Source organism: Bradyrhizobium ganzhouense (genome assembly GCF_049949285.1).
Taxonomy (GTDB): Bacteria; Pseudomonadota; Alphaproteobacteria; order Rhizobiales; family Xanthobacteraceae; genus Bradyrhizobium; species Bradyrhizobium ganzhouense.
In genome coordinates, this window is sequence record NZ_CP181318.1 from 1,221,095 (window position 1) to 1,246,759 (window position 25,665).

19 protein-coding genes are annotated in these 25,665 nt (G+C 64.3%); 11 read left to right on the forward strand and 8 right to left on the reverse strand.

The window, feature by feature from the left end; all coding sequences use genetic code 11:
• Positions 1-57: 57 nt before the first annotated feature.
• Genes ACLFLU_RS05725 through ACLFLU_RS05735 form a run of 3 tightly spaced genes read left to right on the forward strand, consistent with a single transcriptional unit; the run spans position 58 to position 3,895 of the window.
• A complete protein-coding gene (locus tag ACLFLU_RS05725) occupies positions 58-2,139 on the forward strand; it encodes a M3 family metallopeptidase (protein ID WP_426411353.1) in 2,082 nt (693 codons plus the stop codon).
• A gap of 5 nt (positions 2,140-2,144) precedes the next feature.
• Entirely contained in the window at positions 2,145-2,777 is a 633-nt protein-coding gene (locus ACLFLU_RS05730; protein WP_426411354.1) for a DUF1007 family protein, read from the forward strand.
• Entirely contained in the window at positions 2,774-3,895 is a 1,122-nt protein-coding gene (locus ACLFLU_RS05735) for a nickel/cobalt transporter (protein WP_426411355.1), read from the forward strand. The genes ACLFLU_RS05730 and ACLFLU_RS05735 overlap by 4 nt, the downstream gene beginning before the upstream one ends.
• A 45-nt stretch (positions 3,896-3,940) precedes the next feature.
• Here ACLFLU_RS05735 and ACLFLU_RS05740 read toward each other — a convergent pair whose 3' ends face one another.
• Positions 3,941-4,339, reverse strand: coding sequence for an MAPEG family protein (locus tag ACLFLU_RS05740; protein WP_426411356.1), 399 nt, complete (start codon positions 4,337-4,339; stop codon positions 3,941-3,943).
• A gap of 82 nt (positions 4,340-4,421) precedes the next feature.
• Between ACLFLU_RS05740 and hemH the strand changes: the two genes are divergently transcribed.
• The 5 genes from hemH to ACLFLU_RS05765 all read left to right on the forward strand — a co-directional run bounded on the left by hemH (position 4,422) and on the right by ACLFLU_RS05765 (position 8,693).
• Positions 4,422-5,459 carry a ferrochelatase gene (gene hemH, locus ACLFLU_RS05745; RefSeq protein ID WP_426411357.1) on the forward strand — a complete coding sequence of 346 codons (1,038 nt, stop codon included), beginning with the start codon at positions 4,422-4,424 and terminating at the stop codon, positions 5,457-5,459.
• Between the two features lie 25 nt (positions 5,460-5,484).
• On the forward strand, positions 5,485-6,447 hold the full coding sequence (locus tag ACLFLU_RS05750; protein ID WP_426411358.1) for an ABC transporter substrate-binding protein: 963 nt from the start codon (positions 5,485-5,487) through the stop codon (positions 6,445-6,447).
• A gap of 206 nt (positions 6,448-6,653) precedes the next feature.
• The gene (locus tag ACLFLU_RS05755; RefSeq protein ID WP_234684448.1) at positions 6,654-7,658 is read left to right on the forward strand and encodes an SPFH domain-containing protein; all 1,005 of its coding nucleotides are present in this window, start codon (positions 6,654-6,656) and stop codon (positions 7,656-7,658) included.
• A gap of 53 nt (positions 7,659-7,711) precedes the next feature.
• Positions 7,712-8,155 carry an NfeD family protein gene (locus tag ACLFLU_RS05760; RefSeq protein WP_426411359.1) on the forward strand — a complete coding sequence of 148 codons (444 nt, stop codon included), beginning with the start codon at positions 7,712-7,714 and terminating at the stop codon, positions 8,153-8,155.
• 79 nt (positions 8,156-8,234) lie between these two features.
• Positions 8,235-8,693, forward strand: a complete 459-nt coding sequence (locus ACLFLU_RS05765) for a DUF3806 domain-containing protein (protein WP_426411360.1) — start codon at positions 8,235-8,237, stop codon at positions 8,691-8,693.
• 84 nt (positions 8,694-8,777) lie between these two features.
• Here the strand turns inward: ACLFLU_RS05765 and ACLFLU_RS05770 are convergent, their stop codons facing one another.
• Positions 8,778-9,785, reverse strand: a complete 1,008-nt coding sequence (locus tag ACLFLU_RS05770; protein WP_426411361.1) for a KpsF/GutQ family sugar-phosphate isomerase — start codon at positions 9,783-9,785, stop codon at positions 8,778-8,780.
• 185 nt (positions 9,786-9,970) lie between these two features.
• Between ACLFLU_RS05770 and ACLFLU_RS05775 the strand changes: the two genes are divergently transcribed.
• A complete protein-coding gene (locus tag ACLFLU_RS05775) occupies positions 9,971-11,716 on the forward strand; it encodes an outer membrane beta-barrel protein (protein ID WP_426411362.1) in 1,746 nt (581 codons plus the stop codon).
• Positions 11,717-11,743: 27 nt separating this feature from the next.
• On the opposite strand, the gene ACLFLU_RS05780 is transcribed toward ACLFLU_RS05775, so the two are convergent.
• The 3 genes from ACLFLU_RS05780 to gltB all read right to left on the reverse strand — a co-directional run bounded on the left by ACLFLU_RS05780 (position 11,744) and on the right by gltB (position 18,604).
• On the reverse strand, positions 11,744-12,151 hold the full coding sequence (locus ACLFLU_RS05780) for a hypothetical protein (RefSeq protein ID WP_426411363.1): 408 nt from the start codon (positions 12,149-12,151) through the stop codon (positions 11,744-11,746).
• Between the two features lie 90 nt (positions 12,152-12,241).
• A complete protein-coding gene (locus ACLFLU_RS05785; RefSeq protein WP_426411364.1) occupies positions 12,242-13,693 on the reverse strand; it encodes a glutamate synthase subunit beta in 1,452 nt (483 codons plus the stop codon).
• Between the two features lie 177 nt (positions 13,694-13,870).
• Positions 13,871-18,604, reverse strand: a complete 4,734-nt coding sequence (gene gltB / locus ACLFLU_RS05790) for a glutamate synthase large subunit (protein ID WP_426411365.1) — start codon at positions 18,602-18,604, stop codon at positions 13,871-13,873.
• A 548-nt stretch (positions 18,605-19,152) separates the two neighbouring features.
• Between gltB and ACLFLU_RS05795 the strand changes: the two genes are divergently transcribed.
• Positions 19,153-19,854, forward strand: a complete 702-nt coding sequence (locus ACLFLU_RS05795) for a hypothetical protein (RefSeq protein ID WP_426411366.1) — start codon at positions 19,153-19,155, stop codon at positions 19,852-19,854.
• Between the two features lie 224 nt (positions 19,855-20,078).
• On the opposite strand, the gene ACLFLU_RS05800 is transcribed toward ACLFLU_RS05795, so the two are convergent.
• Together ACLFLU_RS05800 and ACLFLU_RS05805 are read right to left on the reverse strand one after the other, a co-directional pair.
• Positions 20,079-20,849, reverse strand: a complete 771-nt coding sequence (locus tag ACLFLU_RS05800; RefSeq protein WP_426411367.1) for an alpha/beta fold hydrolase — start codon at positions 20,847-20,849, stop codon at positions 20,079-20,081.
• A gap of 153 nt (positions 20,850-21,002) precedes the next feature.
• Complete coding sequence (locus ACLFLU_RS05805) at positions 21,003-21,464, reverse strand: Hsp20 family protein (RefSeq protein ID WP_426411368.1); 462 nt, start codon at positions 21,462-21,464, stop codon at positions 21,003-21,005.
• A gap of 235 nt (positions 21,465-21,699) precedes the next feature.
• Between ACLFLU_RS05805 and ACLFLU_RS05810 the strand changes: the two genes are divergently transcribed.
• Positions 21,700-22,647, forward strand: coding sequence for an alpha/beta fold hydrolase (locus ACLFLU_RS05810; protein WP_426411369.1), 948 nt, complete (start codon positions 21,700-21,702; stop codon positions 22,645-22,647).
• Between the two features lie 173 nt (positions 22,648-22,820).
• Here the strand turns inward: ACLFLU_RS05810 and ACLFLU_RS05815 are convergent, their stop codons facing one another.
• Positions 22,821-25,625: a di-heme-cytochrome C peroxidase gene (locus ACLFLU_RS05815; protein WP_426411370.1), complete on the reverse strand. Its 2,805-nt coding sequence runs from the start codon at positions 25,623-25,625 to the stop codon at positions 22,821-22,823.
• Between the last annotated feature and the right edge of the window lie 40 nt (positions 25,626-25,665).

Consider the following 25,665-nt stretch of genomic DNA (forward strand, 5'->3'; position numbering starts at 1 on the left):
AGCCCGATCGCGTGCTATAGCTGGACCCAACAAATCGGCTCAAAACACGGACTTGCGATGTCAGATCCCCGCCAGACTACGGACTCCGAGACCAATCCGCTGCTGAAGGCCTGGGTGACGCCGTTTGCGACCCCGCCCTTCGACGAGATCAAGCCGGAGCACTTCCTGCCCGCCTTCGAGCAGGCCTTTGCCGATCACTCCGCCGAGATCGCGGCGATCACCAACGATCCGGCCGCGGCCGACTTCGCCAACACCGTCACGGCGCTGGAGCGCTCCGGCAAGCTGCTCAACAAGGTCGCGTCCGTCTTCTACGACCTGGTCTCGGCGCATTCCAACCCGGCCATCCTGGACATCGACAAGGAGGTCTCCTTGCGAATGGCGCGGCACTGGAATCCGATCATGATGAACGCCGTGCTGTTTGGTCGCATCGCCCAGCTGCACGAGAACCGCGCCAGTCTCGGCCTGACGCCGGAGCAGCTCCGCCTGCTGGAGCGCACCTACACCCGCTTCCACCGCGCCGGCGCCGGCCTGTCCGATGAGGCCAAGACGCGCATGGCCGAGATCAACGAGAAGCTGGCCCAGCTTGCGACCGGCTTCAGCCATCATCTGCTCGGCGACGAGCAGGACTGGTTCATGGAGTTAGGAGAGGCCGATCGCCAGGGCCTGCCGGAGAGTTTTGTCGCCGCGGCCAAGGCTGCGGCAGAAGATCGCGGCATGGAAGGCAAGGCCATTGTGACGCTGTCGCGCTCCTCGACCGAGCCGTTCCTGAAGAGCTCGGCGAGGCGCGATCTGCGCGAGAAGGTCTACAAGGCTTTTACGGCGCGCGGCGACAACGGCAATTCCAACGACAACAACACGACCATCGGCGAGATACTGAAGCTGCGCGAGGAGAGCGCCAAGCTTTTGGGCTACCCGACCTTCGCCGCCTACCGGCTCGAAGACTCCATGGCCAAGACGCCGGATGCGGTGCGCGGCCTCCTGGAGCGGGTCTGGAAGCCGGCGCGCGCCCGGGCGCTCGCCGACCGCGACGAGATGCAGGCGCTGATCACGGAGGAGGGCGGCAATTTCAAACTGGCGCCCTGGGACTGGCGCTTCTATGCCGAGAAGCTCCGCCTCCAGCGCGCCAATTTCGACGACGCCGCGATCAAGCCGTATCTGACGCTCGACCATATGATCGCCGCCGCCTTCGACTGCGCCACCCGCCTGTTCGGCGTCACCTTCGCGGAGCGCAGGGACGTGCCGGTCTGGCACCCCGACGTGCGGGTCTGGGAGGTGAAGGGCCCCGACGGCAAGCACAAGGCGCTGTTCTACGGCGACTACTACGCCCGGCCGTCAAAACGCTCCGGCGCCTGGATGACCTCGCTGCGCGACCAGCAGAAGCTCGATGGCGAGATCGCGCCGCTCGTCATCAATGTCTGCAATTTTGCCAAGGGCACCGGAGCCGAACCCTCGCTGCTGTCGCCCGACGATGCCCGCACCCTGTTCCACGAGTTCGGCCACGGCCTGCACGGCATGCTGTCCAACGTGACCTATCCGTCGCTGTCGGGCACCTCGGTATTCACCGATTTCGTCGAGCTGCCCTCGCAGCTCTACGAGCACTGGCAGGAGCGGCCCGAGGTGCTGCAGCAGTTCGCCCGCCACTACCAGACCGGCGAGCCGCTGCCGGACGATCTGCTCAAGCGCTTCCTTGCCGCGCGAAAATTCAACCAGGGCTTTGCCACCGTCGAGTTCGTCTCCTCGGCGCTGGTCGATCTCGAATTCCACTCCCAGCCCGCCGCCGCCGTGCAGGATGTCCGCGCCTTCGAGAAGAAGGAGCTGGAGAAGATCGGCATGCCCGAGGAAATCTCGATGCGGCACCGGCCCACGCAATTCGGGCACATCTTCTCCGGCGATCACTATGCCGCGGGCTATTACAGCTACATGTGGTCGGAGGTGATGGACGCCGACGCCTTCGGCGCCTTCGAGGAGGCCGGCAACATCTTCGATCCGGCGGTAGCCAAGCGCCTGCACGACGACATCTATTCGAGCGGCGGATCGGTCGATCCGGAAGCCGCCTACGAGGCCTTCCGCGGCCGCCCGCCTGAGCCCGACGCGCTGCTGCGCCGCCGCGGCCTGCTCGACGACGCCAAGGCGGCCTGACCGGCATGCGTGCCCTGCTGGGATGGCTGCTCGCCGCTGGCCTGTTGCTCGGAGCCGGCTCGGCGAGCGCGCATCCGCATGTCTGGATCACGGCGACGAGCGAATTGCTTTACGCCGAGGATGGCTCGATCACCGGCGTCCGCCACGCCTGGACGTTTGACGACATGTTCTCGGCCTATGCGGTGCAGGGGCTCGAGGCCAAGAAGAAGGGCGCCTATACGCGCGAGGAGCTGGGGCCGCTGGCGCAGACCAATGTCGAGTCGCTGAAGGAATATGCCTACTTCACCTTTGCGCGAGCCGACGGCAAGAAGGAGCGCTTCAGCGAGCCGGTCGACTATTATCTCGACTACAAGGATACGGTGCTGACCCTGCACTTCACCTTGCCGCTGAAGACGCCGCTCAAGCCGAAGCAACTGATGCTGGAAGTGTTCGACCGCTCCTTCTTCATCGACTTCCAGATGGCCAAGGACGATCCGGTCAAGCTGGTCGGCGCGCCCGCGGGCTGCCAGATGAAGCTCGATCGTCCCAGCGACGGTACCGCGACGGCGCAGAAGCTCAACGAGCAGACGTTCATGGACGGCCCGAACGCCAATTTCGGCATGATGTTCGCCAACAAGATCACGGTGGATTGCCCTTGAAGCCGCACCTCTCGCCTCTCGGGCGCGGGCTCCTCGCCTGCGCCGCTGTTCTCCTCGTCGTCGGCGTGGCCGATGCTGCGCTTCACGATGTCCTCGCGCAAAATCCGTTCGGGGCGCCGAAGCCGGCGCAGGCAGCCGAGCCCGAGGCCAGCGGCCTGATTGGCTGGCTGCTGGCCAAGCAGTCGGAATTCTATCGCCAGATGTCGTCGACCATCCGCGCCGCCAAGACCGACGGCTCGGCGGTGTGGACGCTGCTCTTTATCTCCTTTGCCTACGGCATCTTCCATGCCGCAGGTCCCGGCCACGGCAAGGCGGTGATCGCCTCCTATCTCGTCGCCAACCGCGAGACCGCGCGGCGCGGCATCGCGCTGTCGTTTGCTTCGGCGCTGATGCAGTCGGTGGTGGCGATCCTGATCGTCGGCATCTCGGCCTGGATTCTGAATGCGACGGCCAAGACGATGTGCAAGGCGGAGGGCGCGATCGAGATCGGGAGCTACGCCCTGATCGCGCTGTTCGGCCTGCGCCTGGTTTGGGTCAAGGGCCGCATTTTCATCCGCACGCTCCAGGCGACGCAGCCGGTGCCGGCCATGGCGGGCGTGCCGCATGACCATCATGATCACGGCCATCACCATCATCATGATGCGCATGATCATCACGATCACGACCACCATCATCACGACCACGGCCACGTGCACGCCCACCACGACGCTCATGACCACGTCCATGACGAGCATTGCGGCCATTCCCACGGCCCCACCCCGAGCGAGCTCGCCGGTCCCGGCGGCTGGCGACGCGGGTTTGCTGCGATCCTCACCGTCGGCATCCGCCCCTGCTCGGGGGCGATCCTGGTGCTGGTGTTCGCGCTCGCCCAAGGCCTGTTCTGGGCCGGCATTGCTGCGACTTTCCTGATGGGATTGGGCACCGCGATCACAGTCGCGGCGATCGCGGTGATTGCCGTCTCTGCCAAGGACATCGCCGGCCGCCTGAGCGCGGGGCGCGACGGCGGCGGCGCGCTGTTCATGCGCGGCATCGAGTTCGGCGCCGCCGCCCTCGTGCTGCTGTTCGGCACGGGCCTGCTGCTCGGCTACATCGCGGCCGAGCGGACGACGTGTTTTTGATCTCAGCCTTGTTTCCCTTCTCCCACAAGGGAGAAGGAAGAAATCTCACACCGGCAGCAGCCGCTTCAGCAACGGCATGAAGAAAATCCCGAGATTGATCGCAAAGCCGATGCTCCAGAGGATGGAGCGCAGCGTCGGGCGGTTGCCGAGATAGGTCAGCACATAGGCGATCCGCACGATCAGGAACAGCACCGCGAGCTCGTCGATCAGGCGCTGCGGCGAGTCCCGGAATTCGGCGAGCAGCACGGCAAAGGCGAAAAACGGAAAGGTCTCGATCCCGTTCTGGTGCGCGCCAAGCGCGCGCTGCGCGATGGCGTCCTCATAGAAGGCGGGATCGCGCGGCCGGGAATTGTCGAAGCCGCGAAACCGGATCCATTTGATCGAGACGATCGTCAAGAGATAGAGCAGCAGCGCTCCGAGAACGCACCATTCCGCGAGTGTCATCTTCCCTCCCCCGCTTGGGGGCGACCCTAGCGAAACCGGGCTCACCTTGACAAGTTCGGGGCAACGCGCGACGCAACTGATCATGACGACCATTGCCCCCATTGTTTCAGCAAAACCGGCCGCGCCGTCGGCCCAGCCGCGCGTCGGCGTGCTGCTGGTCAATCTCGGCACGCCCGATACCGCTGATGCCCCGGGCGTGCGGGTCTATCTCAAGGAATTTCTCTCGGACGCCCGCGTCATCGAGGACCAGGGCCTGATCTGGCAGCTGGTGCTGAACGGCATCATCCTGCGCAGCCGTCCCCGCACCAAGGCGCTCGACTACCGCAAGATCTGGAACACGGAAAGGAACGAGTCGCCGCTGAAGACCATCACGCGGTCGCAAGCCGACAAGCTCGCCGCCGCGTTGTCGGACCGCGCCCATGTCGTGGTGGACTGGGCGATGCGCTACGGCAATCCCTCGATCAAGGCGGGGATCGATGCGCTGATCGCGAAGGGCTGCGATCGCATCCTCGCCGTGCCGCTTTATCCGCAATATTCCGCCTCGACCTCGGCGACCGTCTGCGACGAGGTGTTCCGCGTGCTCGCCCGCCTGCGCAATCAGCCGACGCTGCGGGTGACGCCGCCCTATTACGAGGACGAGGCCTATATCGAGGCGCTCGCCGTCTCGATCGAGACGCATCTGGCGACGCTGTCGTTCAAGCCCGAGCTGATCGTCGCCTCCTTCCACGGCATGCCGAAATCCTATGTCGACAAGGGCGATCCCTATCAGAGCCACTGCATCGCCACGACCGAGGCGCTGCGCCGCCGCCTCGGCATGGACGACACAAAACTGCTGCTGACCTTCCAGTCGCGCTTCGGCAATGATGAATGGCTCCAGCCCTACACCGACAAGACGATGGAGCGTCTTGCGAAAGAAGGCGTGCGCCGCATCGCGGTGGTGACCCCGGGCTTTTCCGCCGACTGTCTGGAGACGCTGGAGGAGATCGCGCAGGAGAATGCTGAGATCTTCAAGCACAATGGTGGCGAACAGTTTTCCGCGATCCCCTGCCTCAACGACAGCGATCCCGGCATGGATGTGATCCGCACGCTGGTGCTGCGCGAGCTGCAAGGCTGGGTCTGATGTGTCTGGATCTGAGGAGCGCTCCATGAACCGCCGCGAATGTCTGGCGCTTCTTGGGGCGATCACCGCGTTGGCGCCCTCCGCTCTGGCGCAGCAGCCCACGATGCGACGGCTCGGCGTGCTCGCGGTTACCGAAGACGACGTGATCGGGCAGGCTCCCCTTGCCGAGGCGCTCGCTGCTCATGGTTGGAAGGAAGCGGCCAATCTCCAGATCGACTGGCGCAGCGGCGACGGCGACCGGCAGCGGATCGCGAAGTTCGCAGACGAGCTGGTCGCGCTCAAGCCCGATGTCTTGTTCGCGATCGGTACGCCCTCGGTCGAGGAGCTGCAGAAGCGTGCGGCGACGACGCCGATCGTCTTCGCCGTGATCACCGACCCTGTCAGCCAGGGCTTTGCCAAGAACCTCGCCCATCCCGGCGGCAATCTCACCGGCTTCACCGATTATGACGGTCCTCTCGCCGGCAAATGGCTGGACCTGCTGACGCAGATCCAGCCAAGGGTCTCCCGTGTGTTTGTCGTCTACAATCCCGCGACTGCGCCTTTCGCCGGCCTCATGTTGCACACGATCGAGCAGGCAGGACGCGCGCTTCATGTGACAGTCGAGCCCGCGCCGGTCCACGACACAGCCTCGCTTGCTGCGCTGGCCTCGCACAGAGATGGCGGCTTCCTGGTGCTGCCCGACTTCTTCACCATGGCCAATCGCGCGCCTCTGCTCGCGGCCATCGCGCAAGCGCGGGCGCCGGCGATGTTCTGGAGCCGCGTCTTTGTCGACGAAGGCGGGCTGATGTCCTACAGCACCGATAGCGCCGAGCAGCTGCGCCGCGCCGCCAGCTATATCGATCGCATCCTCAGGGGCGCGCAGGCGGCCGACCTGCCGGTCCAGAATCCCACCAAGTTCGAATTGGCGATCAACCTGAAAACGGCCAAGGCGATTGGCGTTACGCTTCCCCCAAGCCTGCTCGCAACCGCGAACGACGTCATCGAGTAGCGGCGCAATTTCTTAACCTTTGCCGGTAGGTCTACGCCTGGACGCTTTCAAGGGCCGTTCGCAAATACATAATCGTGACCGTTCCCTCGCGTCGCGTCTTGTGCAGAATGGCGTGGATGCCGACGTGAAAGGCAACCGCTGAACCGGTAGGGTCCTGGTCCCGACCAATGGCAGCGCGGGAAGTTTTTTTCCGCCTTGGAGGAAATATGAGCGGTTTTGATATTTTCGCGATTGTTCTGGTGTTGCTCGTCATCGTCACGCTGATTGCCGGCGTCAAGACGGTGCCGCAGGGCTATGACTGGACCATCGAGCGGTTCGGCAAATATACCCAGACGCTAAGCCCCGGGCTCAATCTGATCGTGCCTTATTTCGATCGCGTCGGGCGCAAGATCAACATGATGGAGCAGGTGATCAACATTCCCGAGCAGGAGGTGATCACCAAGGACAACGCCACCGTGACGGTCGACGGCGTCGCCTTCTTCCAGGTGTTTGATGCAGCCAAGGCGAGCTACGAGGTCGCCAACCTCGAGCAGGCGATCATCGTGCTGACCATGACCAACATCCGATCGGTGATGGGCTCGATGGATCTCGATCAGGTGCTCTCGCACCGTGACGAGATCAACGAACGCCTGCTGCGCGTGGTCGATGCCGCGGTCTCGCCTTGGGGCCTCAAGGTCAATCGCATCGAGATCAAGGATATCGTGCCCCCCGCCGACCTCGTCGAAGCGATGGGCCGGCAGATGAAGGCCGAGCGTGTCAAGCGCGCCGACATCCTTCAGGCCGAAGGTGCGCGCCAGTCCGAGATCCTGCGCGCTGAGGGCGCCAAGCAGGGGCAGATCCTGCAAGCGGAAGGCCGCCGCGAGGCCGCTTTCCGCGACGCCGAAGCGCGCGAGCGATCGGCCGAAGCCGAGGCCAAGGCCACGCAAATGGTCAGCGAGGCCATCGCCAAGGGCGACGTGGCGGCGTTGAACTATTTTATCGCCGACAAATACATCAAGGCGTTCGGCCAGCTAGCCGAGTCGCCGAACCAGAAGGTTATCATGCTGCCGGTCGAAGCGATGGGCATGCTGGGCTCGCTCGCCGGCATCGGCGAGATCGCCAAGGCGACGTTCGGCGAAAGTGCCGTATCCGCTGCTGCCGCCGCCCGTCGTGGCGGTTCGGTGCCATCCTCCGCTCCGACGCCGCCGGCGGTGCCGCCGCGGCAGGGATAGGATCAGCGCATGGCCTTCGCTAAGGGCCTGCGCCAATTTGAAGAGGTCGTGTCATGACCAACATGTTCGTATCGCTCGGCACCTGGAACTGGTTGATCTTCGGCTTCATCCTGATGGCGCTGGAGGTGATTGCGCCGGGCGTGTTCCTGTTCTGGCTGGGGCTGGCCGCGTTGCTAGTGGGGCTGATCTCGTTCGCCGTCGTCATATCGTGGCAGATCCAGCTCGTGATGTTCGCGGTGTTCGCAGCCGCCGCGGTGCCAGTGTGGCGCCGGCTCGCCCGGCCGAAGGCGGACGCAAGCGCCAGCCCCTTCCTCAACAAGCGCAGCGAGGCGCTGCTGGGCCGCGAGTTCACGCTGGAGAAGCCGATCATCGACGGCAACGGCACCATGCGCATCGGTGACACCGTGTGGCGCGTGGCGGGCCCGGACACGCCGGCGGGGACAAGGGTGAAGGTGGTGCAGGTGGATGGTGCGAATCTGACGGTGGCCGCGGAGTAGTTGTTGCCAACACCCGCCTCATCGTTAAATTGCAGTGGCGGCGGTTTGCTCTATCGGCGTTTGCCGCGCTGGGGGAAGCATGGAAGGTGAAGTAACTCCGCTTACGGAGCAGGACGCTGCGGGCCTTGACGAGATGCGAATTTGGCTTCGCGGCCTGTTCAGTCCGGATGCACAACGCAGTTTTGATACGGTGGTCGGAAAGCTGGCTGTGATCGACGTCGTTTTGCGTGATCGCAATTTGGACCGAAGCAACGTCACGCTGCTTCAAGCGCTGGGTCTTTGTTTCGGTGACGCTCTTGCGCAGCAGCTTGGTATGAGGTGGGCGATCGTGACAGACGACTTGGGGCGGACTCCCGCCCTTGTTTTGCCAGGCACCAGTCTGAAGCTGTTTGTCCTTACGACGATTCAGAAACGTGTAGAGAGCGACGAACAGGTCGACGCGGCCTCGCTCTTTGAGGCGTTCTGCCACCAAGTCCAGACCATCGCGCAGCCCAAGCGGTCGTGGCTCGGCCGGCTGTTCGGCCCGCGCCTCAGTTGAGGCGGTTCCCTCTCGGCCATCGCCGTCGTTCCGGCGTCCGACGAAGTTGCGAGCTCATCGCTTTGCGATGCCCCGGGATGACGATCAAGCCACACCCGCCCGAAGCAGATCGTGCAGATGCACGATACCCACCACCTTGTTCGCCTCGGTCACGACCAGCGTCGTGATTTTTCGCGCATTGAGGACCTCGATCATCTCGCTGGCGAGCATCGAGGGCGGCACGGACTTCGGCTGCCTGGTCATGATGTCATCGACCGACGCCGTCAGCAGATCAGGCCGCATGTTACGCCGCAGATCGCCGTCGGTGATGATGCCGACGGCCTCGTTGGCGTCGTTGACGATGCAGACGCAGCCAAGACCCTTGGCCGACATCTCCATGATCGCGTCCGACATCTTGGTGCCTTCAGGCTTGACCGGGATCTCCGCGCCGGTGCGCATATAGTCGCGGACGAATTTCAGCATCGCCCCCAGCTTGCCGCCCGGATGGAAATGCGCGAATTCGAGCGCGGTGAAGCCACGGCCTTCGAGCAGCGCGATGGCAATGGCATCGCCGATCGCGACCTGCATCATGGTCGAGGTGGTCGGCGCGAGATTGTGGGGGCAGGCCTCGCGCGCCTTCGGCAGCTCGATCACGATGTCGGCGGCCTGGCCCAGCGAGGAGGCCGCGTTCGACGTCACCGCGATCATCGGGATGGCAAAGCGCGCCGAGTAGTTCACGAGGGTTTTCATCTCCGGCTGCTCGCCGGACCAGGACAGCGCCATGATGACGTCGTCGGTGGTGATCATGCCGAGATCGCCATGGGCGGCTTCAGCGGTGTGAACGAAGAAGGCCGGCGTACCGGTCGATGCCAGGGTCGCGGCGATCTTGCGCGCCATGTGGCCGGACTTGCCGAGCCCGGTGACGATGACGCGGCCCTTGGCGTTGCGGATCAGGTCGACAGCCTTGGCGAACGCCTCGCCCAGCGGACCGCGCAGGGCGGCGGCGAGCGCGTTGATGCCGCCGCTCTCGGTCTCCAGCGTGCGGAGCGCGGATTCGACACTTGTCGGGGTGGGGCCGGATGATTGGGTCATCAGCGGTTTCGAACTCGGCATGCATCTATCCAGGAAGGTAAGGCGATTGCCGCCTCCTTAGCACGCCCCGGCCCGTGAGGCGACGCGAGCCCCAAAGCCTTCAACGGGTCATTAACCATAATTGTTTTAACTCCATTAACGATGGTTCCCGCGTGTTCGCGGGCGGCCGTCGACGAAGTATTTGATTTCGTTGGAGTTATTACATCGTGGGGTCGCCTCCAGGTAGGGGCCGGAGCAGTCGCGCGTACGTCTTTCGCGCCGCTTTGCCATGCCTGCTGCTGACCGCGCTGGACAGCGGCCCGGCGGCCGCCCAGAGCCTCACGCCCGACTTGTTCAATCCCAACCGCGGCGGCTTTGCCTCGCCCGACACGCTGCCGATGCGGCGTACGGCCGGCGTGCCGCAGGCACCGTCGGACGCGATCCCGGCGCCGCCGGATCCCAACGACGATCCGCGTAAGCGAAGCGATGCGCCCGCGACGTCGCGCGTCGGCCAGGTCCCGACCTATGGCCTGCCCGCAGCGAACGGCGCGAGCAGCTCCGGCTACGACTCGCTCAATCGCAAGCGCCAGCAGCCAAAGCTTTACCCGGGCCAGCCGAAGCCGAAGAAGCCCGCAGGTCCAGGCTCGCCGGTGCCGTCCGCAACACCGGTGCTGTCCCCTCTCGGTGCGCCGCGCATTGCGCCGCCGCCGTCGGAGACCGCGAACAAGACGCCGGTGCCGCCGGCGATGGCGGGCACCGTGCCCGGCCAGCCGCAGCGCCGTCGCCTCAAGGCCGATGACGATGCGTTCGGCGCGGTCGGCGATTACGCCGGCAGCTTTCTGATCAAGGGCGGGCTCGAGCTCTCCAGCGGCTACGACACCAATCCCGCGCGCCTGCAGAAGCCGGTCGGTTCGCCGGTCTTTGTCGTCGCGCCCGATCTTCTGGTGATGTCCGACTGGGAGCGCCACGCGCTGGTCGCTGACTTGCGCGGCTCGTTCTCTGGCTACACCAACAACATGCCGGCGACGATCGACGGCCTTGCCTCGCCATCGCCGGTCGAGATCAATCGTCCCGATTTCACCGGCCATGTCGATGGCCGTTTCGACGTCGACCGCGATCTCAAGCTGACCTCGCAATTCCGGCTGCGGCTCGCCACCGACAATCCCGGCAGCCCGAACGTGCAGGCCGGCCTGCAGAAATATCCCATTTACGCCACCTATGGCGGCACCTTCGGCTTCGACCAGACTTTTAATCGCTTCCAGGTCGCGGCCGGCGCCACCATCGATCGCACGGCTTACACCGACTCCAAGCTCACCGACGGCTCGACCTTCAGCAACGACGATCGCGACTTCAACCAGTATGGCGGCGTCGGACGTTTCTCCTACGACCTCAAGCCGGGGCTGAAGCCGTTCGTCGAGATCGAAGGCGACAGCCGCGTCCACGACCAGCCCGCCGACCGCAACGGCTATTTCCGCGATTCATCGGGTGGCTACGCCAAGGTCGGCTCGACCTTCGAGTTCACGCGCATTCTCACCGGCGAGATATCGGTCGGCTATACCGCGCGCAACTATGTCGACCCGCGCCTCAGCCAGCTCGCGGGCTTCCTCACCGCGGGCTCGCTGATCTGGAATGCGAGCGGTCTCACCACGGTGAAATTCAACACCGACACCCAGATCGCGGAAACCACGATCCCCGGCTCCTCCGGCGTGCTGGTGCACACCTATGCCGCCGAGGTCGACCACGACTTCCGCCGCTGGCTCACTGCAATCGGCAAGTTCACCTACGGCACCTACGATTACCAGGGCCAGAATCGCAACGACAAGACCTACTCGATCGAAGGCAACCTGATCTACAAGCTCAACCGCAATGTCTGGATCAAGGGCACGCTGCGCCACGACATCCTGGATTCGAACCAGCCGGGCTCGAGCTCGCAGGGGACGGTGGTGATGCTGGGGGTGAGACTGCAGAATTAGAGGCGGGCGTAGTGACCGTCCGATCAGCTAAGTACGGCTTGGGATCCTCGTGGTCACTGTGATGACCGGCTCTTCGCCTGAAATGACATCAAGGCACGTCCAGCCGGTAACAAAGCGATAATGGCGAGCGTTGGTGTGAACGAGCTTGAGCGCTTCGGATTGCGACTTCCAAAACAATGAGTCGTCGACCAGATACGCGAAGTGCTCGGCGATCAGTCCCACAGATGGCGTGTCTACGTCTTCGGTGCTAAGCGCCATTTCGTCCAAAATTCGAACGACGTGCGTCCTGTTGAACCGAACCGTGAGAGCCCGCAGTGCGTCCTCCGGGATCGCAAAGTCGGCGCTTATGCCCTGGTCTTCCCAAGACAAAGCGATGAGGTCGCTCAGACTTGTCTTGAATGCGAAGGGTTGGGTAAGAGCGTGGTATCTGGACATTGGTAGGCCGATCGAGAAAGCGATAGGCGCGGGGCCTACGCTCTCAACTTCGTTGGGGACGTAGCCTAACGTCCGCGCTGAAAATTTGCCTCAGCGCGGCAGATCCGTCTTCCCCATCAGGAACGTATCGATCGACCTTGCACACAGCCGCCCCTCGCGGATGGCCCAGACGACCAGCGACTGGCCGCGGCGCATGTCGCCGGCGGAGAACACGTTCGGGCGCGAGGTCTGGTAGTCCAGCGTATTGGCCTTGACGTTGCCGCGCGGGTCGAGGTCAACCGCGAGCTGCTTGAGCAGGCCTTCGTGCACGGGATGCACAAAGCCCATCGCGAGCAGGACCAGCTCGGCATCGAGCTCGAACTCGGTGCCTTCGATCGGCTTGAACTTGTCGTCGACGCGCACGCAGTGCAGCTTCTTGACCTTGCCGTTCTCGGCAGAAAACTTTTGCGTCAGCACTGCGTATTCGCGCACCGCGCCTTCGGCCTGGCTCGACGACGTCCGCATCTTCAGCGGCCAATTCGGCCAGGTCAGGCCCTTGTTCTCGCGCTCGGGCGGGGCGGGCATGATCTCGAGCTGGGTCACCGAGAGCGCGCCCTGGCGCAGCGAGGTGCCGATGCAGTCCGATCCCGTGTCGCCGCCGCCGATGACGACGACATGCTTGCCGCCGGCCAAAATCTCGGTGACGCCGTTCAAGGGCTCGCTGGAGACGCGGCGGTTCTGCTGCGGCAGGAAGTCCATCGCATAGTGGATACCGTCGAACTCGCGGCCGGGGATCGGCAGGTCGCGCGGGGCTTCCGCGCCGCCGGTCAGCGCAACCGCGTCGTACTCGTTGAGCATCTCGCGCGGGTCGACATTGCCGTCGACGCCGACATGGCTGTTGTAGTGGAAGGTGACGCCTTCGCCTTCCATCTGCTTGACGCGGCGGTCGATGATGCCCTTCTCCATCTTGAAGTCGGGGATGCCGTAGCGCAGCAGACCGCCGGCCTTTGCGTATTTCTCGAACAGGTGCACGTCGTGACCGGCGCGTGCGAGCTGCTGCGCGCAGGCCATGCCGGCCGGGCCCGAGCCGATCACGGCGACCTTCTTGCCGGTCTTCACGGCGGCCACTTCAGGCTTCAGCCAGCCATTGGCCCAGGCGCGGTCGACGATCGCGCATTCGATGGTCTTGATGGTGACCGGGTTGTCGTCGATGTTGAGCGTGCAGGAGGCTTCGCACGGCGCAGGGCAGATGCGGCCGGTGAACTCCGGGAAATTGTTGGTCGAGTGCAGATTGCGCGAGGCCTCTTCCCAATTGCCCTGATAGACGAGGTCGTTGAAATCGGGGATCTGGTTGTTGACCGGGCAGCCGGGCGTGCCGGGCGCGACCGAGCCGGTGCCGTGGCAATAGGGAATGCCGCAGTTCATGCAGCGCGCGGCCTGGTCGCGCGTTTCCTTCTCGGTCAAGGGAACGACGAACTCATTGTAATGCTTCACGCGCTCGGCGACCGGGGTGTACTTGCGGTCATGCCGTTCGATTTCGAGAAAACCCGTGATCTTGCCCATTAAACCCGAAGTCCCTGCCGCTTAAATTCGTCTGTTGCTTCCTCAACCGTCATTGCGAGGAGCTCGTGACAAAATTGCGAAGCAATTTTGCACTGTAGCGACGAAGCAATCCAGTCTGCATCCGAGGAGAAAGTCTGGATTGCGTCGCTACGCTCGCAATGACGGGCGCTGATATTCCTACGCCCCGATCGCGATTTTCGGCTCGGCGTCCGCGTTGGCCGCCATTTCGCGCAGTGCGCGCCGGTACTCGACCGGCATCACCTTGCGGAACTTGGGCAGCCATTCCTTCCAATTGGCAAGGATGTCGGCGGCGCGCTTGGAACCGGTCGCCTTGGCGTGGCGCGAGATCAGGACGTGCAGCCGCTCGACGTCGGAATCGAGCAGGTTCTTGAACACGTCGACCCGGCCGTGCGCCTCGAGGTCACCGGAGTGGTGATAGGTGCCGGCGTTGATCATCTCTTCCGACAGCACCGGCTCGAGCTCGACCATCGCCATGTTGCACAGCTTGTCGAAGTCGCCGGTCTCGTCGAGCACATAGGCGATGCCGCCCGACATGCCGGCCGCGAAGTTGCGCCCGGTCTTGCCGAGCACGACCACAATGCCGCCGGTCATGTATTCGCAGCAATGATCGCCCGCGCCTTCAACGACGGCGACCGCGCCTGAGTTGCGCACGGCGAAGCGTTCGCCGGCGACGCCGCGGAAGTAGCACTCGCCCTGGATGGCGCCGTACATCACGGTGTTGCCGACGATGATGCTCTCTTCCGGCACGATGCTGCTGTTGGCCGGCGGCTTGACGATGATCTTGCCGCCCGAGAGACCCTTGCCGACATAGTCGTTGGCTTCACCCTCGAGTTCGAAGGTGACGCCGTTGGCAAGCCACGCACCGAACGCCTGACCCGCGGTGCCCTTGAGGCTGACATGGATGGTGTCCTGCGGCAGGCCGGCATGGCCGTAGATCTTGGCGACTGCGCCGGACAGCATCGCACCCGCGGAGCGGTTGGTGCTGTTGATCGCAGCCTCGATCTTCACCGGCGCGCCGCGATCGAGCGAGGGCTGTGCCTTCTCGATCAGCGTGCGGTCGAGCACCGCCTCCAGATGATGGTTCTGGCGCTCGGAGTGATAGATCTTCTGGCCCTTCTCTTCCTTCTGCTTGACGAACAGCTTGGAGAAGTCGAGGCCCTTGGCCTTCCAGTGCGCGACCAGCCTGGTCTGGTCGAGCAGCTGCACCTGGCCGATCATCTCGTTGAACGTGCGGAAGCCGAGCGAGGCCATGATCTCGCGGACTTCCTCCGCGACGAAGAAGAAGTAGTTGATCACGTGCTCGGGCTGGCCGGTGAAGCGCTTGCGCAGGACGGGGTCCTGGGTGGCGACGCCGACCGGGCAGGTGTTGAGATGGCACTTGCGCATCATGATGCAGCCGGCCGCAATCAGCGGCGCAGTGGCGAAGCCGAACTCGTCGGCGCCGAGAAGTGCGCCGATCACGACGTCACGGCCGGTGCGGAAGCCGCCGTCGACCTGGACCACGATGCGGCTGCGCAGCCGTTCGCGCACCAGCGTCTGGTGGGTCTCGGCGAGGCCGATCTCCCAGGGGCTACCGGCATGCTTGATCGAGGTCAGCGGCGAAGCGCCGGTGCCGCCCTCGAAGCCCGCGATGGTGACATGGTCGGCGCGCGCCTTGGCGACGCCCGCGGCGACGGTGCCGACGCCGATCTCGGAGACGAGCTTGACCGAAACGTCGCCCGTCGGGTTGACGTTCTTGAGGTCGTAGATCAGCTGCGCCAGATCTTCGATCGAGTAGATGTCGTGGTGCGGCGGCGGCGAGATCAGGCCGACGCCCGGCGTCGAATGACGGACCTTTGCGATGGTCGCGTCGACCTTGTGCCCAGGCAGCTGGCCGCCTTCGCCGGGCTTGGCACCCTGCGCCATCTTGATCTGCATCATGTCGGAGTTGACGAGATACTCCGTGGTGACGCCGAAGCGGCCCGAGGCGACCTGCTTGATCGCCGAACGCATGCTGTCGCCATTCGGCATCGGCTTGAAGCGGTCGGCTTCCTCGCCACCTTCACCGGTGTTCGACTTGCCGCCGATCCGGTTCATGGCGATCGCAAGCGTCGTGTGCGCCTCGCGCGAGATGGAGCCGAAGCTCATCGCGCCCGTGGCGAAACGCTTGACGATGTCCTTGGCCGGCTCGACCTGGTCGAGCGGGATGGGCTTGCGCTTCTCTTCGTCGGCGTTCTTGATCCGGAACAGGCCGCGCAGCGTCAGAAGGCGCTCCGATTGCTCGTTGAGGATCTTTGCGAAGGCGCGATAGCGCTCCAGCGAGTTGCCGCGCGCGGCGTGCTGAAGCAGCCCGACCGACTCGGCGGTCCAGGCATGATCCTCGCCGCGGCTGCGATAGGCGTATTCACCGCCGACATCGAGCGCGGTCTTGTAGACCAGCGCTTCGCCGAACGCGTCGGCATGACGGCGCACGGCTTCTTCGGCGATCTCGGCAAGGCCGACGCCCTCGACGCGGGTATGCGTGCCGGCGAAGAACTTGCCGACGAAGTCCGCCTTGAGGCCGACCGCGTCGAAGATCTGCGCACCGCAATAGGACTGGTAGGTCGAGATGCCCATCTTGGACATCACCTTGAGCAAGCCCTTGCCGATCGACTTGATGTAGCGCTTGACGATCTCGTAGTCGTCGAGCGAGCCGGGCAGGCGGTCCTTCATCGCGATGATGGTTTCGAACGCGAGGTAAGGATTGATTGCTTCGGCGCCGTAGCCGGCAAGGCAGGCGAAGTGATGCACTTCGCGCGGTTCGCCGGATTCGACGACGAGGCCGACCGAGGTGCGCAGGCCGGTGCGGATCAGGTGGTGATGCACGGAGGCGCAGGCCAGCAGCGACGGGATCGGCACACGGTCCGAGCCAACCATGCGGTCGGACAGGATGATGATGTTGACGCCCTCGCGCACCGCGCTTTCGGCGCGCGCGCAGAGCTCGTCGAGCACCTGGTCCATGCCGGCAGCACCAAGACCGGCGTGGAAGGTTGTGTCCAGCGTGCGCGACTTGAAGTGCGACTCGGCCACATCCGAGATCGAGCGGATCTTTTCGAGATCGGCATCGGTCAGGATCGGTTGACGCGCTTCCAGACGCTTGGTGGTGGCGAGGCCCTGCAGGTCGAACAGGTTCGGCCGCGGTCCGATGATGGAGACGAGGCTCATCACCAGCTCCTCGCGGATCGGATCGATCGGCGGGTTGGTGACCTGCGCGAAGTTCTGCTTGAAGTAGGTGAACAGCGGCTTGGCCTTGTCCGACAGCGCCGAGATCGGCGTGTCGTTGCCCATCGATCCCGCCGCTTCCTCGCCGATGGCCGCCATCGGCGTCATCAGGATGGCGATGTCTTCCTGGCTGTAGCCGAACGCCTGCTGGCGATCCAAAAGCGACAGGTTCGAGCGCACGCCGGTGGTCGGAACCTTCGGCAGCTCTTCCAGCACGATCTGGGTCCGCTCCAGCCACTCCTTGTAGGGATGGCTCCTGGCGAGCTCGGCCTTGATCTCGTCGTCCGGGATCAGGCGGCCCTGCTCGAGGTCGACCAGCAGCATCTTGCCGGGCTGCAAGCGCCACTTGGTGATGATCTGGTCCTCGGGGATCGTCAGCACGCCCATCTCGGACGCCATCACGATGCGGTCGTCCTTGGTGACGAGATAGCGCGCCGGCCGCAGGCCGTTGCGGTCGAGCGTGGCGCCGATCTGGCGGCCGTCGGTGAAGGCGATCGCAGCGGGGCCATCCCACGGCTCCATCAGCGCGGCATGATATTCGTAAAAGGCGCGGCGCTTCTCATCCATCAAGGGATTGCCGGCCCACGCCTCCGGAATCATCATCATGACGGCGTGCGGCAGCGAATAGCCGCCCTGCACCAGGAATTCGAGCGCGTTGTCGAAGCAGGCGGTGTCCGACTGGCCTTCGTATGAGATCGGCCACAGCCGGTTGATGTCCTTGCCGTAGAGCTCGGAGCTCACCGAGGCCTGGCGCGCCGCCATCCAGTTGGTGTTGCCGCGCAGTGTGTTGATCTCGCCGTTATGCGCGATCATGCGGTAGGGATGCGCCAGCGACCACGCCGGGAAGGTGTTGGTCGAGAAGCGCTGGTGGACGAGCGCGAGCGCGCTCTCGAAGTCCTTCTCGTGCAGATCAGGGTAGTACTTGCCGAGTTGGTCGGCGAGGAACATGCCCTTGTAGATCACGGTGCGGCAGGACATCGAGCACGGGTAATAGCCCGCAAGCCCGCGGTCGCGGCGCTGATAGATCGCCTGCGAGATCGACTTGCGCAGGATGTAGAGCCGGCGCTCGAAATCGTCCTCGGTCTTGGCGGTGCCGTTGCGGCCGATGAACACCTGCATGCAGGCGGGCTCGGTCGGCTTCACGGTGACGCCGAGCGAGGAATTGTCGGTCGGCACGTCGCGCCAGCCGAGCAGGGTCAGGCCCTCTTCCTTGATCTGGTCGGCGATGATGCTCTTGATGACGTTGCGCCAGGCGGTGTCGCGCGGCATGAACAGCGCGCCGATGGCGTATTCGCCAGGCGCGGGCAGCGCGAAGCCGAGTTCCTTGGCCTTGCGGCTGAAGAAGGCGTGCGGGATCTGCACCAGGATGCCGGCGCCGTCACCGGCGCGCGGATCGGCGCCGACGGCGCCGCGATGCTCGAGGTTGCAGAGGATGCTCAGCGCGTCCGAGACGATCTCGTGCGACCTGTTGCCCTTGATGTTGGCGATGAAGCCGACGCCGCAGGAGTTTTTCTCCAGGCTCGGATCGTAGAGACCTTCGGCCGGCGGGCGCGAATTGTGTTCCTGAATCGGGTCGGTCGTTTTCGAGGCGACCGTCGCCGACAGCTGTTCTGCCACGATGTTTCCGCGCTCGAATTGCGACCCGTTCATTGTTCCAATCCTCTCCATGCGGCAAGCTGCCTCACCGCCATCTTCGGCGCACCTTGGGCGTTCCGCGGCACCCGCCTCTGGGTCACCGCTCGTCCGCTGCGAGCCGCATTTTCTTAAATTCAGGCCAAGAATTCAGACCAAGGCGTTCTTCGTCCCCGAGAACGGCTTTGTCTGTTGTCTCCTGGCGCTCGAAGGCACCGACTTTCGTTGCAATCCCTATGCCGGAACTGCAAGGAAAATTGAGACAGTCTTCCTGTCCTAACCATCACCTTGCCAAATTTTTGTCTATCACACAAGCGCGCGAAAGTCCCGATTCCCGATATGTCAATCAATCGCTTTCCGAAAGTTGCGCGGCCCCGGTTTTGAAGCAAACGCGCCCTGATCCGGCCCAAGCCCCGCCGGAATCCCCATTGAAGCTTCGGATCAGCCCTTCGAACCGAGCGCCACGCCGCCAGAAGCGAAAGAGCGCGAGCCGTTGGGGGGCCTGACAGGAGCGTGTCGACCATGAAGTTTTCACAGGATGTGTGGCCGCCGCCGCGCTGGCGCTGGTGGCAGGTGCCGCTGAGGCGCAGGTCGCGGCGAACGGAGCGGCGCGAGGGCCCTATATCGCGGTCTCCGATTTCGACGGGCCGTACGGGCCCCCGGAAGTTCCACCGGCACCGCCGCCGCGGTACGGCTATGGTTATGGCGATGAGCGCGGCCACGCGCCGCCGCTGCTGCCGCCAACCGAGGTCTATGCCGTGCTGCGCGACAACGGCTTCTCGCCGCTCGGGATCCCCCGCCTGCGCGGCGCGGTCTATACCATTGCGGTGATCGACCACCGCGGCGACGACGGCCGCCTGGTGATCGACGCGCGCGACGGCCGGATCATCCGCTTCATGCCGGCCGCCGATGCCTATGGCATGGCGCCGGCCTATGAGGAGCCTTCGGTTGCACCTTACCGGCCGCAAAGCGCGCTGCCGCCGCCGACCATGGTTCGCGGCGGCCCGCCGCGTCCGCCGGCGCCGATCCCGCACGTCGCCAGCCGCACCGTTCCGCTGCCCAAGGCGGCTCCGCACCGGGTCGAGACACCGGTCGCGGCCACCAAGCCCGCCGAGCAGGCGGTGCAGCAGGCTCAGCCCGCGCAGCAGACGGCTGCCGTGCAGGCAAAACCCGCCGAGGTTGTGCCGCCGGCAACCGTTGGTCAGGCCAAGCCGCCAGCAACGATCCTGCCGACGCAGGAGATGCCGGCAGCACAGGGGCTGGATTAGCGCTGACGCGCACCACACCAACGGTGTCGTCCCGGCGAAGGCCGGGACCCATACCGCGAGGTGCATCGATAGCGGGCAGTGCGAGTACCGAACGACGCGTCTTCGCCAAACTCCTCCCTGTGGTTATGGGTCCCGGCCTTCGCCGGGACGACCACGGAGAGAGAGCAGGGCGAAACAAAAAGGCGCCTGAAATCTCAGGCGCCCTTCGTTTTTGCGATTGTACTTCAGCTCCGCGGATACCCGGCCGCCTCCAGGATCAAATCCGCGACCTCCTTCGGATGCGACACCAGCGAGAGGTGGCCGGCGTCGAGCTCGATCGTGGCCGCGTTCATGCGCTTGGCGAGGAAGCGTTCCAAATCGGGGTTGATGGTGCCGTCGTTCTTCGACACCGCGTACCAGCTCGGCTTCGAATGCCAGGCGGCCTCAGTGGTGCGGCCTGCGAAGATCGAGGCGGCCGTCGGCCATTGCACAGCGTAAAGCTCCTTCGCGCGTTCCGGCGCGACGCCGTTGGCGAAATATTTCAGGAAGGCGTCTTCCGAAAGTTTTGTGGTGCCGTCGCGCTCGACGATGCCGGCGCGCGCAGGGCCCGCCGGAAACTGCTTCGACAGTGCGACGAAATCCTCGTTGGAATCGGGGGCGCGCGCGGCGATGTAGACGAGGCCGGTAACCTTCGGATCGGTACCGACCTGGCTGATCACGGTGCCGCCCCAGGAATGCGCGACCAGCACGGTCGGGCCGTCCTGCTCGGCCAGCACGCGCTTGGTCGCCTCGACCGACTCGGCGAGCGATCCCAGCGGATTCTGCACGGCGGTGACGTTGAGGCCTGCGGCCTGAAGGATCGGGATCACCTCCGACCAGCTCGAGCCATCGGCCCAGGCGCCGTGCACCAGCACGACGTTCTTCGCCTTCACCGTCTGCGGGGTCTGCGCATGGGCAAGGCTGATGGGAGCCGCCAGCAGGCTCGCGGCGACGAAAAGGCTGCGCCAGAAAGTCATGATCATTCTCCGTCTTGTTTTGGGGTCGGTACGCAAAAAGACGGAGCGCGAGGTGGAGGCGTTACGTGTCCTCACCGCTCTGTGATGCGATGTAAAACGAAAAAACGCCCCGGGGCACCGGGGCGTTTTCGTAATCTGGAGGTTGATGCTCGCTTAGGCGGCGACCGAACTCTCGATCACCTGCGCCTTCGCTGCGCCGGAGCTGATCACGATCTGGCGCGGCTTCTTCGCTTCGGGAATCTCGCGCACGAGGTCGACGTGGAGCAGGCCGTTCTCGAGCGAGGCGTCCTTCACCTGCACGAAGTCGGCAAGCTGGAAGGCGCGCTCGAAGGCACGGGCGGCGATACCGCGATAGAGCACTTCGGACTTCGAGTTCTCGTTGGCGACTTTCTCGCCCTTGATCGTCAGCGTGTTTTCCTTCGCGACGATGGAGAGCTCATCCTTGGCGAAGCCGGAGACCGCAACGGTGATGCGGTAGGCGTTCTCGCCGGTACGCTCGATGTTGTAAGGGGGATAACCGGGGCTGCCGTCAGAGCCTGCCTGGTCGAGCAGGTTAAAGAGGCGGTCGAAGCCGACGGTGGAACGATAGAACGGGGTGAGATCGTAGGTACGCATGGTCTAGTCCTCCATTGAGCGACTGTTCAGGTAACCCGCCCGCCAATCGGGCCGGGCTTTAGTCTGTGTGCAGCCTGATGTTCCGGTTCCGAAACACTGGTAGCGGCCTGCACCAAGGTGATATGGGTGAGTCCAGACAGCGTTCAAGAGGGCGGCAATGGCGCCTTTTCGGCGCTCCCGCCCCTTGATTTGCAGCACTTGAACTACAGCACTTGGCGCCCAAGCACTCCCAATCATGACGCTGGTCTCGATTCCGTCCAATCCCGTTCCCGAAGACGTCGTCAGCGGCACGATCAAGACGCGCGACGGCGTCGAGCTGCGCTTTGCGCGCTGGGCGCCGCCGGCGAACCGCAAGGGCACCGTCTGCGTCTTCACCGGGCGCAGCGAGCAGATCGAGAAATATTTCGAGACGGTGCGCGATTTGCGCGACCGCGGCTTTGCGGTGGCGATGTTCGACTGGCGCGGGCAGGGACACTCCTCGCGCCGCCTGCGCGATCCGCGCAAGGGCTATGTGCGCAACTTCGCCGACTATGAGATCGATGTGGAGACCTTCGTGCAGCAGGTGGTGCTGCCGGATTGTCCGCCGCCGTTCTTCGCGCTGGCCCATTCCATGGGCGGCGCTGTGCTGTTGCGGCTGGCACATGCGCAAAAGCGCTGGTTCGACCGCATGGTGCTGTCGGCGCCGATGATCGACCTGCCGGGGCGCGCTACCTCGCTTCCGGTGCGGGCATTGCTGAAGACGATGCGGATGCTGGGGCGGGGCGGCGGGTACGTTCCCGGCGGCAGCGACCACATCACTGGGCTGTCGCCCTTCATCAACAATCCCCTGACCAGCGATCCCGTGCGCTATGCGCGCAATGCCGCGATCCTGGAGGAAGACCCAACGCTCGGCCTGGCGTCACCGACGGTCGCATGGGCCGATACCGCGTTCGCGGCGATGAGCACCTTCAAGGGCATGAACTACCCGTCCGAGATCCGCCAGCCGATCTTGATGCTGGCGGCCTCCAACGACACCGTGGTTTCAACCGCGGCGATCGAGGAGTTCGCCTACCATTTGCGCGCCGGCTCCCATCTCGTGATCGCCGGCTCGAAGCACGAGATCCTGCAGGAGCAGGACCGTTACCGCTCCCAGTTCTGGGCCGCGTTTGATGCGTTCGTGCCGGGCACGCCGCTGTTCAAGTAGTCGCATTCTCCGTCATTGCGAGCGCAGCGAAGCAATCCAGACCGTCTCCGCGGAAAGATTCTGGATTGCTTCGCTGCGCTCGCAATGACGATGTGGATGGACTCCGGCCTCTCCCTGCATCCTCCTTCGCTGAAGCTTGGGCGGAAGAGAATGGGGAGAGGTGAAGCGGCAACTCACAGCGTCTTCAGATACTCGATCAAATCGTAGCGCTCTTGCTCCTTGAGGACGCGGCCGATGGTGCCGTCCTTGCCGGGGCCCGGCGTGCCGTCGAAGGAGTGGCCGGCATTGCTGTTGCCGTACATCTCGGTGCCATCAGACGCGCGCGTCGAGAAGCGCGACTGCCCGGTCTTGCAGCTCTCGCCGTCGGCGACCGCGAAGCCGACCTGCTTCGGGTCGTAGTCGCGACCCCCGCCCATGCAGAACGATTTCGGACGCTCGGCGGCCGGGCTCAGCATCCAGTAGAGCGAGGGCACCGATCCGTTGTGCAGGTAAGGCGCCGTCGCCCAGACGCCGTTGAGCGGACGCGCGCGATACCAGGGCCCCGGCTCATTCTTGTCGGCCGGCTGCGGACCGGGATTCGGGCAGTTCTGGCGCTTGCCCCACCAGGCTTGCTGAACCCTGGGGTCGATCTTGGCATCGTCCATCGCCTTGCGGCTGACGATGTCGACGAGCACCATCAGGCCCAGCGAGTACGGCATGTCGGTCGAAGAAACCTCCGGCAGATTGCAGCTCCACCACGCATTGAGGTTCTGCGTGGGATCGAGCTTGAGGAAGCCCGGCACCTGAACCGTCCGCGTCGCCAGCACACTGGCCTGAGCGAGATCGGTCCCCATTCCTTTGGCGCTCTTCTGGACTTCGTTCAGGAATTTGTCGTTGCCGATGGCTTCCCAGCGCGACGAGGACCAGATGTTCTGGTCCGGAAATTCGGTATCGAACACGGGATCGTTGACCGGACCGAGATGGCATTCGACGCAGATTTCCGCGTAGAGCTTGCGGCCGCGTTTGACGCGGTCACTATCGATCTTCCACGCAGCATCGCCGAAGATGTCCGACGGCCATTTCGGCGATGTCAGTCCGGAGAGCTGCTTTTTCGGATAGGGCGCCGAGCCCTTCAGCAGATCCTCGATCCAGTTGAGGTTCTTGATGTCCATCGACGAGCGGAACAGCGTGTCCTTAGGGCTGTTGTCGGACAGATTGAGCAGCGCGGTCACGCCCAACGCCTCGCCGGCGTTGCGGATCAGCGGTTGCTCGATGGATGCGTCATATTGCGCGTATTTGAGCCAGGGCACGGTCCAGATCGGCGGGAAGCTGACCGGCGCGTCCTTGGCATGCAGATTCTTCTCGAAGCCGCTGAGACCACTGAGCGTCATGTCCTGGGAGAAGACCTGGTTGCCGATGCGGTTGAGCGCGTCGAGGCGGCCATAACCTTCCTCGGTGTCCTGTTGCTGCTCTTCGCGCTTCGTCTTCTCGTTGAGCCTCGTCTTGCCCTCGATAGTCTTGTTGTAGGTCGTTTCCCAATCTTTCAGGAACGTGCCGATCGCACTCAGCTTCTGCTTCAACGCATCGCGATCCGCATCGCTGGCGGAGGGGCCGAGCACACGGTCGGCGAAGCGCGTGAAGCGACCCGGCACGAGGAGCGTGTAGGCGATCGACAGGCCGGTCGTGATCTCGAGCTTCCTGAGGTCGGTCATCGCCGGGCCGCCGTCGAAGCGGATGTCGACACCTTTGTAGTGGATCTGGCCGGTGTGGCAGGCGGCGCAGGTCAGGCCGATCCGGTCCTCGCCGATTTTGCCGGTCGCGGGATCGGGCACGCCGGTCATGCGCGCGAAACCGACGGGCAGGCCGTCGACGTTTTCAGCCTGGGCCCCCCAGTTGACCGGCGGATTCCAAAGCCGTGCTGGCACCGGCTTCGTCTTGTCGTAGACGTTGGCATAGCCGAACCGGCGCAGCGTGGCGTCATCGGTGTTGATCGTCTGTGGGCTCGGGATGAAGCCGAACCGCTGCAGATGGTCGCTGTCATGCAGCATCCCGGGCTTGGCGAAGAAATGGAGCCGCGGCTGCTCGAGCGCCATGAACCAGCTATAGGGCACCGGGAAGGTCGCGGTGCCCTGGCTGGCATGATGAAACCAGTGCCGGTCCTCCAGCGCCCAGTTTTGCTCGAGCCAGTAGGCGGCCCGGGGTTCGACAAGCTTCGGCAGTGGCGGGGCCACGAACTGGCCGATGACATTGGGCAGCATCGGCTGGAATTGATCGGGGAAGCGCAGCGCCACGATGCCAAAGACGAAAAGCGCGGCGGCTAGCCCGCCGACAGCGCGCAAGAGCAGCGAGGGCGGGATGACCGGCTGGGCGACGACCCGCTGGGTAATCCGGTCCGGCAATTTGCGCTCGTTGAACAATGTCCTCACCTCGGCCACGCTGAGATAGCGGTCATCACCCTGGCCCTTGCCCATGATCTTGAGCAGGACCGGCCATTCGAACTTCATCAGGATCGGGTAATACCAGCGCGACTGATTGCCGGCGCGCTTGAGATTGTCGTTCATGAAGGTCTGGATTTGCACGGCGTTGAGCCCGGTCTCGGTGCCGCCATCGGGATCGGCATAGGCGCCGCCAAAACTGGCGAGCCGCGCAATCTCGTCCTCGTCGACGTGCCCGTCGACACCGAGAATGCGCGAGCCGGCGCCGAGCTTGTCTAGCGGGCCGCCACGCAAGCCATTGAGCTGCGCGCCCCAGAAGATGCTTTGCAGGATGTGACAGGCGCCATTGGCGATCAGCGCAACGCCGCGGACCTGGACACGGGCCGCGACCTTCTTCAGCCCGGTCTCGCCGCTTGCATTTGCGATGGTCTGCGACAGCGTCCGGAGCGGGACTGTCCCGCCGTCGACAAAACCCTCGCCGACGAGGCCGCGCAGGAACGGGCAGGGATTGTTCGGCGAGACTTCGATCGAGGGATCAAAGGGCTTCTTGCGGGAGGCATCCATCGGTCAAAATCCTGAAAGAAACGAATCGCGAAAAAGCGGC

Excerpts from the sequence above, each read along its gene's own strand:
- hemH (WP_426411357.1), top strand. The coding sequence starts at position 4,422 with ATGACGACCATTGCCCCCATTGTTTCAGCAAAACCGGCCGCGCCGTCG.
- ACLFLU_RS05755 (WP_234684448.1), top strand. The coding sequence starts at position 6,654 with ATGAGCGGTTTTGATATTTTCGCGATTGTTCTGGTGTTGCTCGTCATC.
- ACLFLU_RS05760 (WP_426411359.1), top strand. The coding sequence starts at position 7,712 with ATGACCAACATGTTCGTATCGCTCGGCACCTGGAACTGGTTGATCTTC.
- ACLFLU_RS05725 (WP_426411353.1), top strand. The coding sequence starts at position 58 with ATGTCAGATCCCCGCCAGACTACGGACTCCGAGACCAATCCGCTGCTG.
- ACLFLU_RS05810 (WP_426411369.1), top strand. The coding sequence starts at position 21,700 with ATGACGCTGGTCTCGATTCCGTCCAATCCCGTTCCCGAAGACGTCGTC.
- ACLFLU_RS05730 (WP_426411354.1), top strand. The coding sequence starts at position 2,145 with ATGCGTGCCCTGCTGGGATGGCTGCTCGCCGCTGGCCTGTTGCTCGGA.
- ACLFLU_RS05770 (WP_426411361.1), bottom strand. The coding sequence starts at position 9,785 with ATGCCGAGTTCGAAACCGCTGATGACCCAATCATCCGGCCCCACCCCG.
- ACLFLU_RS05780 (WP_426411363.1), bottom strand. The coding sequence starts at position 12,151 with ATGTCCAGATACCACGCTCTTACCCAACCCTTCGCATTCAAGACAAGT.
- ACLFLU_RS05765 (WP_426411360.1), top strand. The coding sequence starts at position 8,235 with ATGGAAGGTGAAGTAACTCCGCTTACGGAGCAGGACGCTGCGGGCCTT.
- ACLFLU_RS05815 (WP_426411370.1), bottom strand. The coding sequence starts at position 25,625 with ATGGATGCCTCCCGCAAGAAGCCCTTTGATCCCTCGATCGAAGTCTCG.
- ACLFLU_RS05740 (WP_426411356.1), bottom strand. The coding sequence starts at position 4,339 with ATGACACTCGCGGAATGGTGCGTTCTCGGAGCGCTGCTGCTCTATCTC.
- ACLFLU_RS05800 (WP_426411367.1), bottom strand. The coding sequence starts at position 20,849 with ATGACTTTCTGGCGCAGCCTTTTCGTCGCCGCGAGCCTGCTGGCGGCT.
- ACLFLU_RS05785 (WP_426411364.1), bottom strand. The coding sequence starts at position 13,693 with ATGGGCAAGATCACGGGTTTTCTCGAAATCGAACGGCATGACCGCAAG.
- gltB (WP_426411365.1), bottom strand. The coding sequence starts at position 18,604 with ATGAACGGGTCGCAATTCGAGCGCGGAAACATCGTGGCAGAACAGCTG.
- ACLFLU_RS05805 (WP_426411368.1), bottom strand. The coding sequence starts at position 21,464 with ATGCGTACCTACGATCTCACCCCGTTCTATCGTTCCACCGTCGGCTTC.
- ACLFLU_RS05750 (WP_426411358.1), top strand. The coding sequence starts at position 5,485 with ATGAACCGCCGCGAATGTCTGGCGCTTCTTGGGGCGATCACCGCGTTG.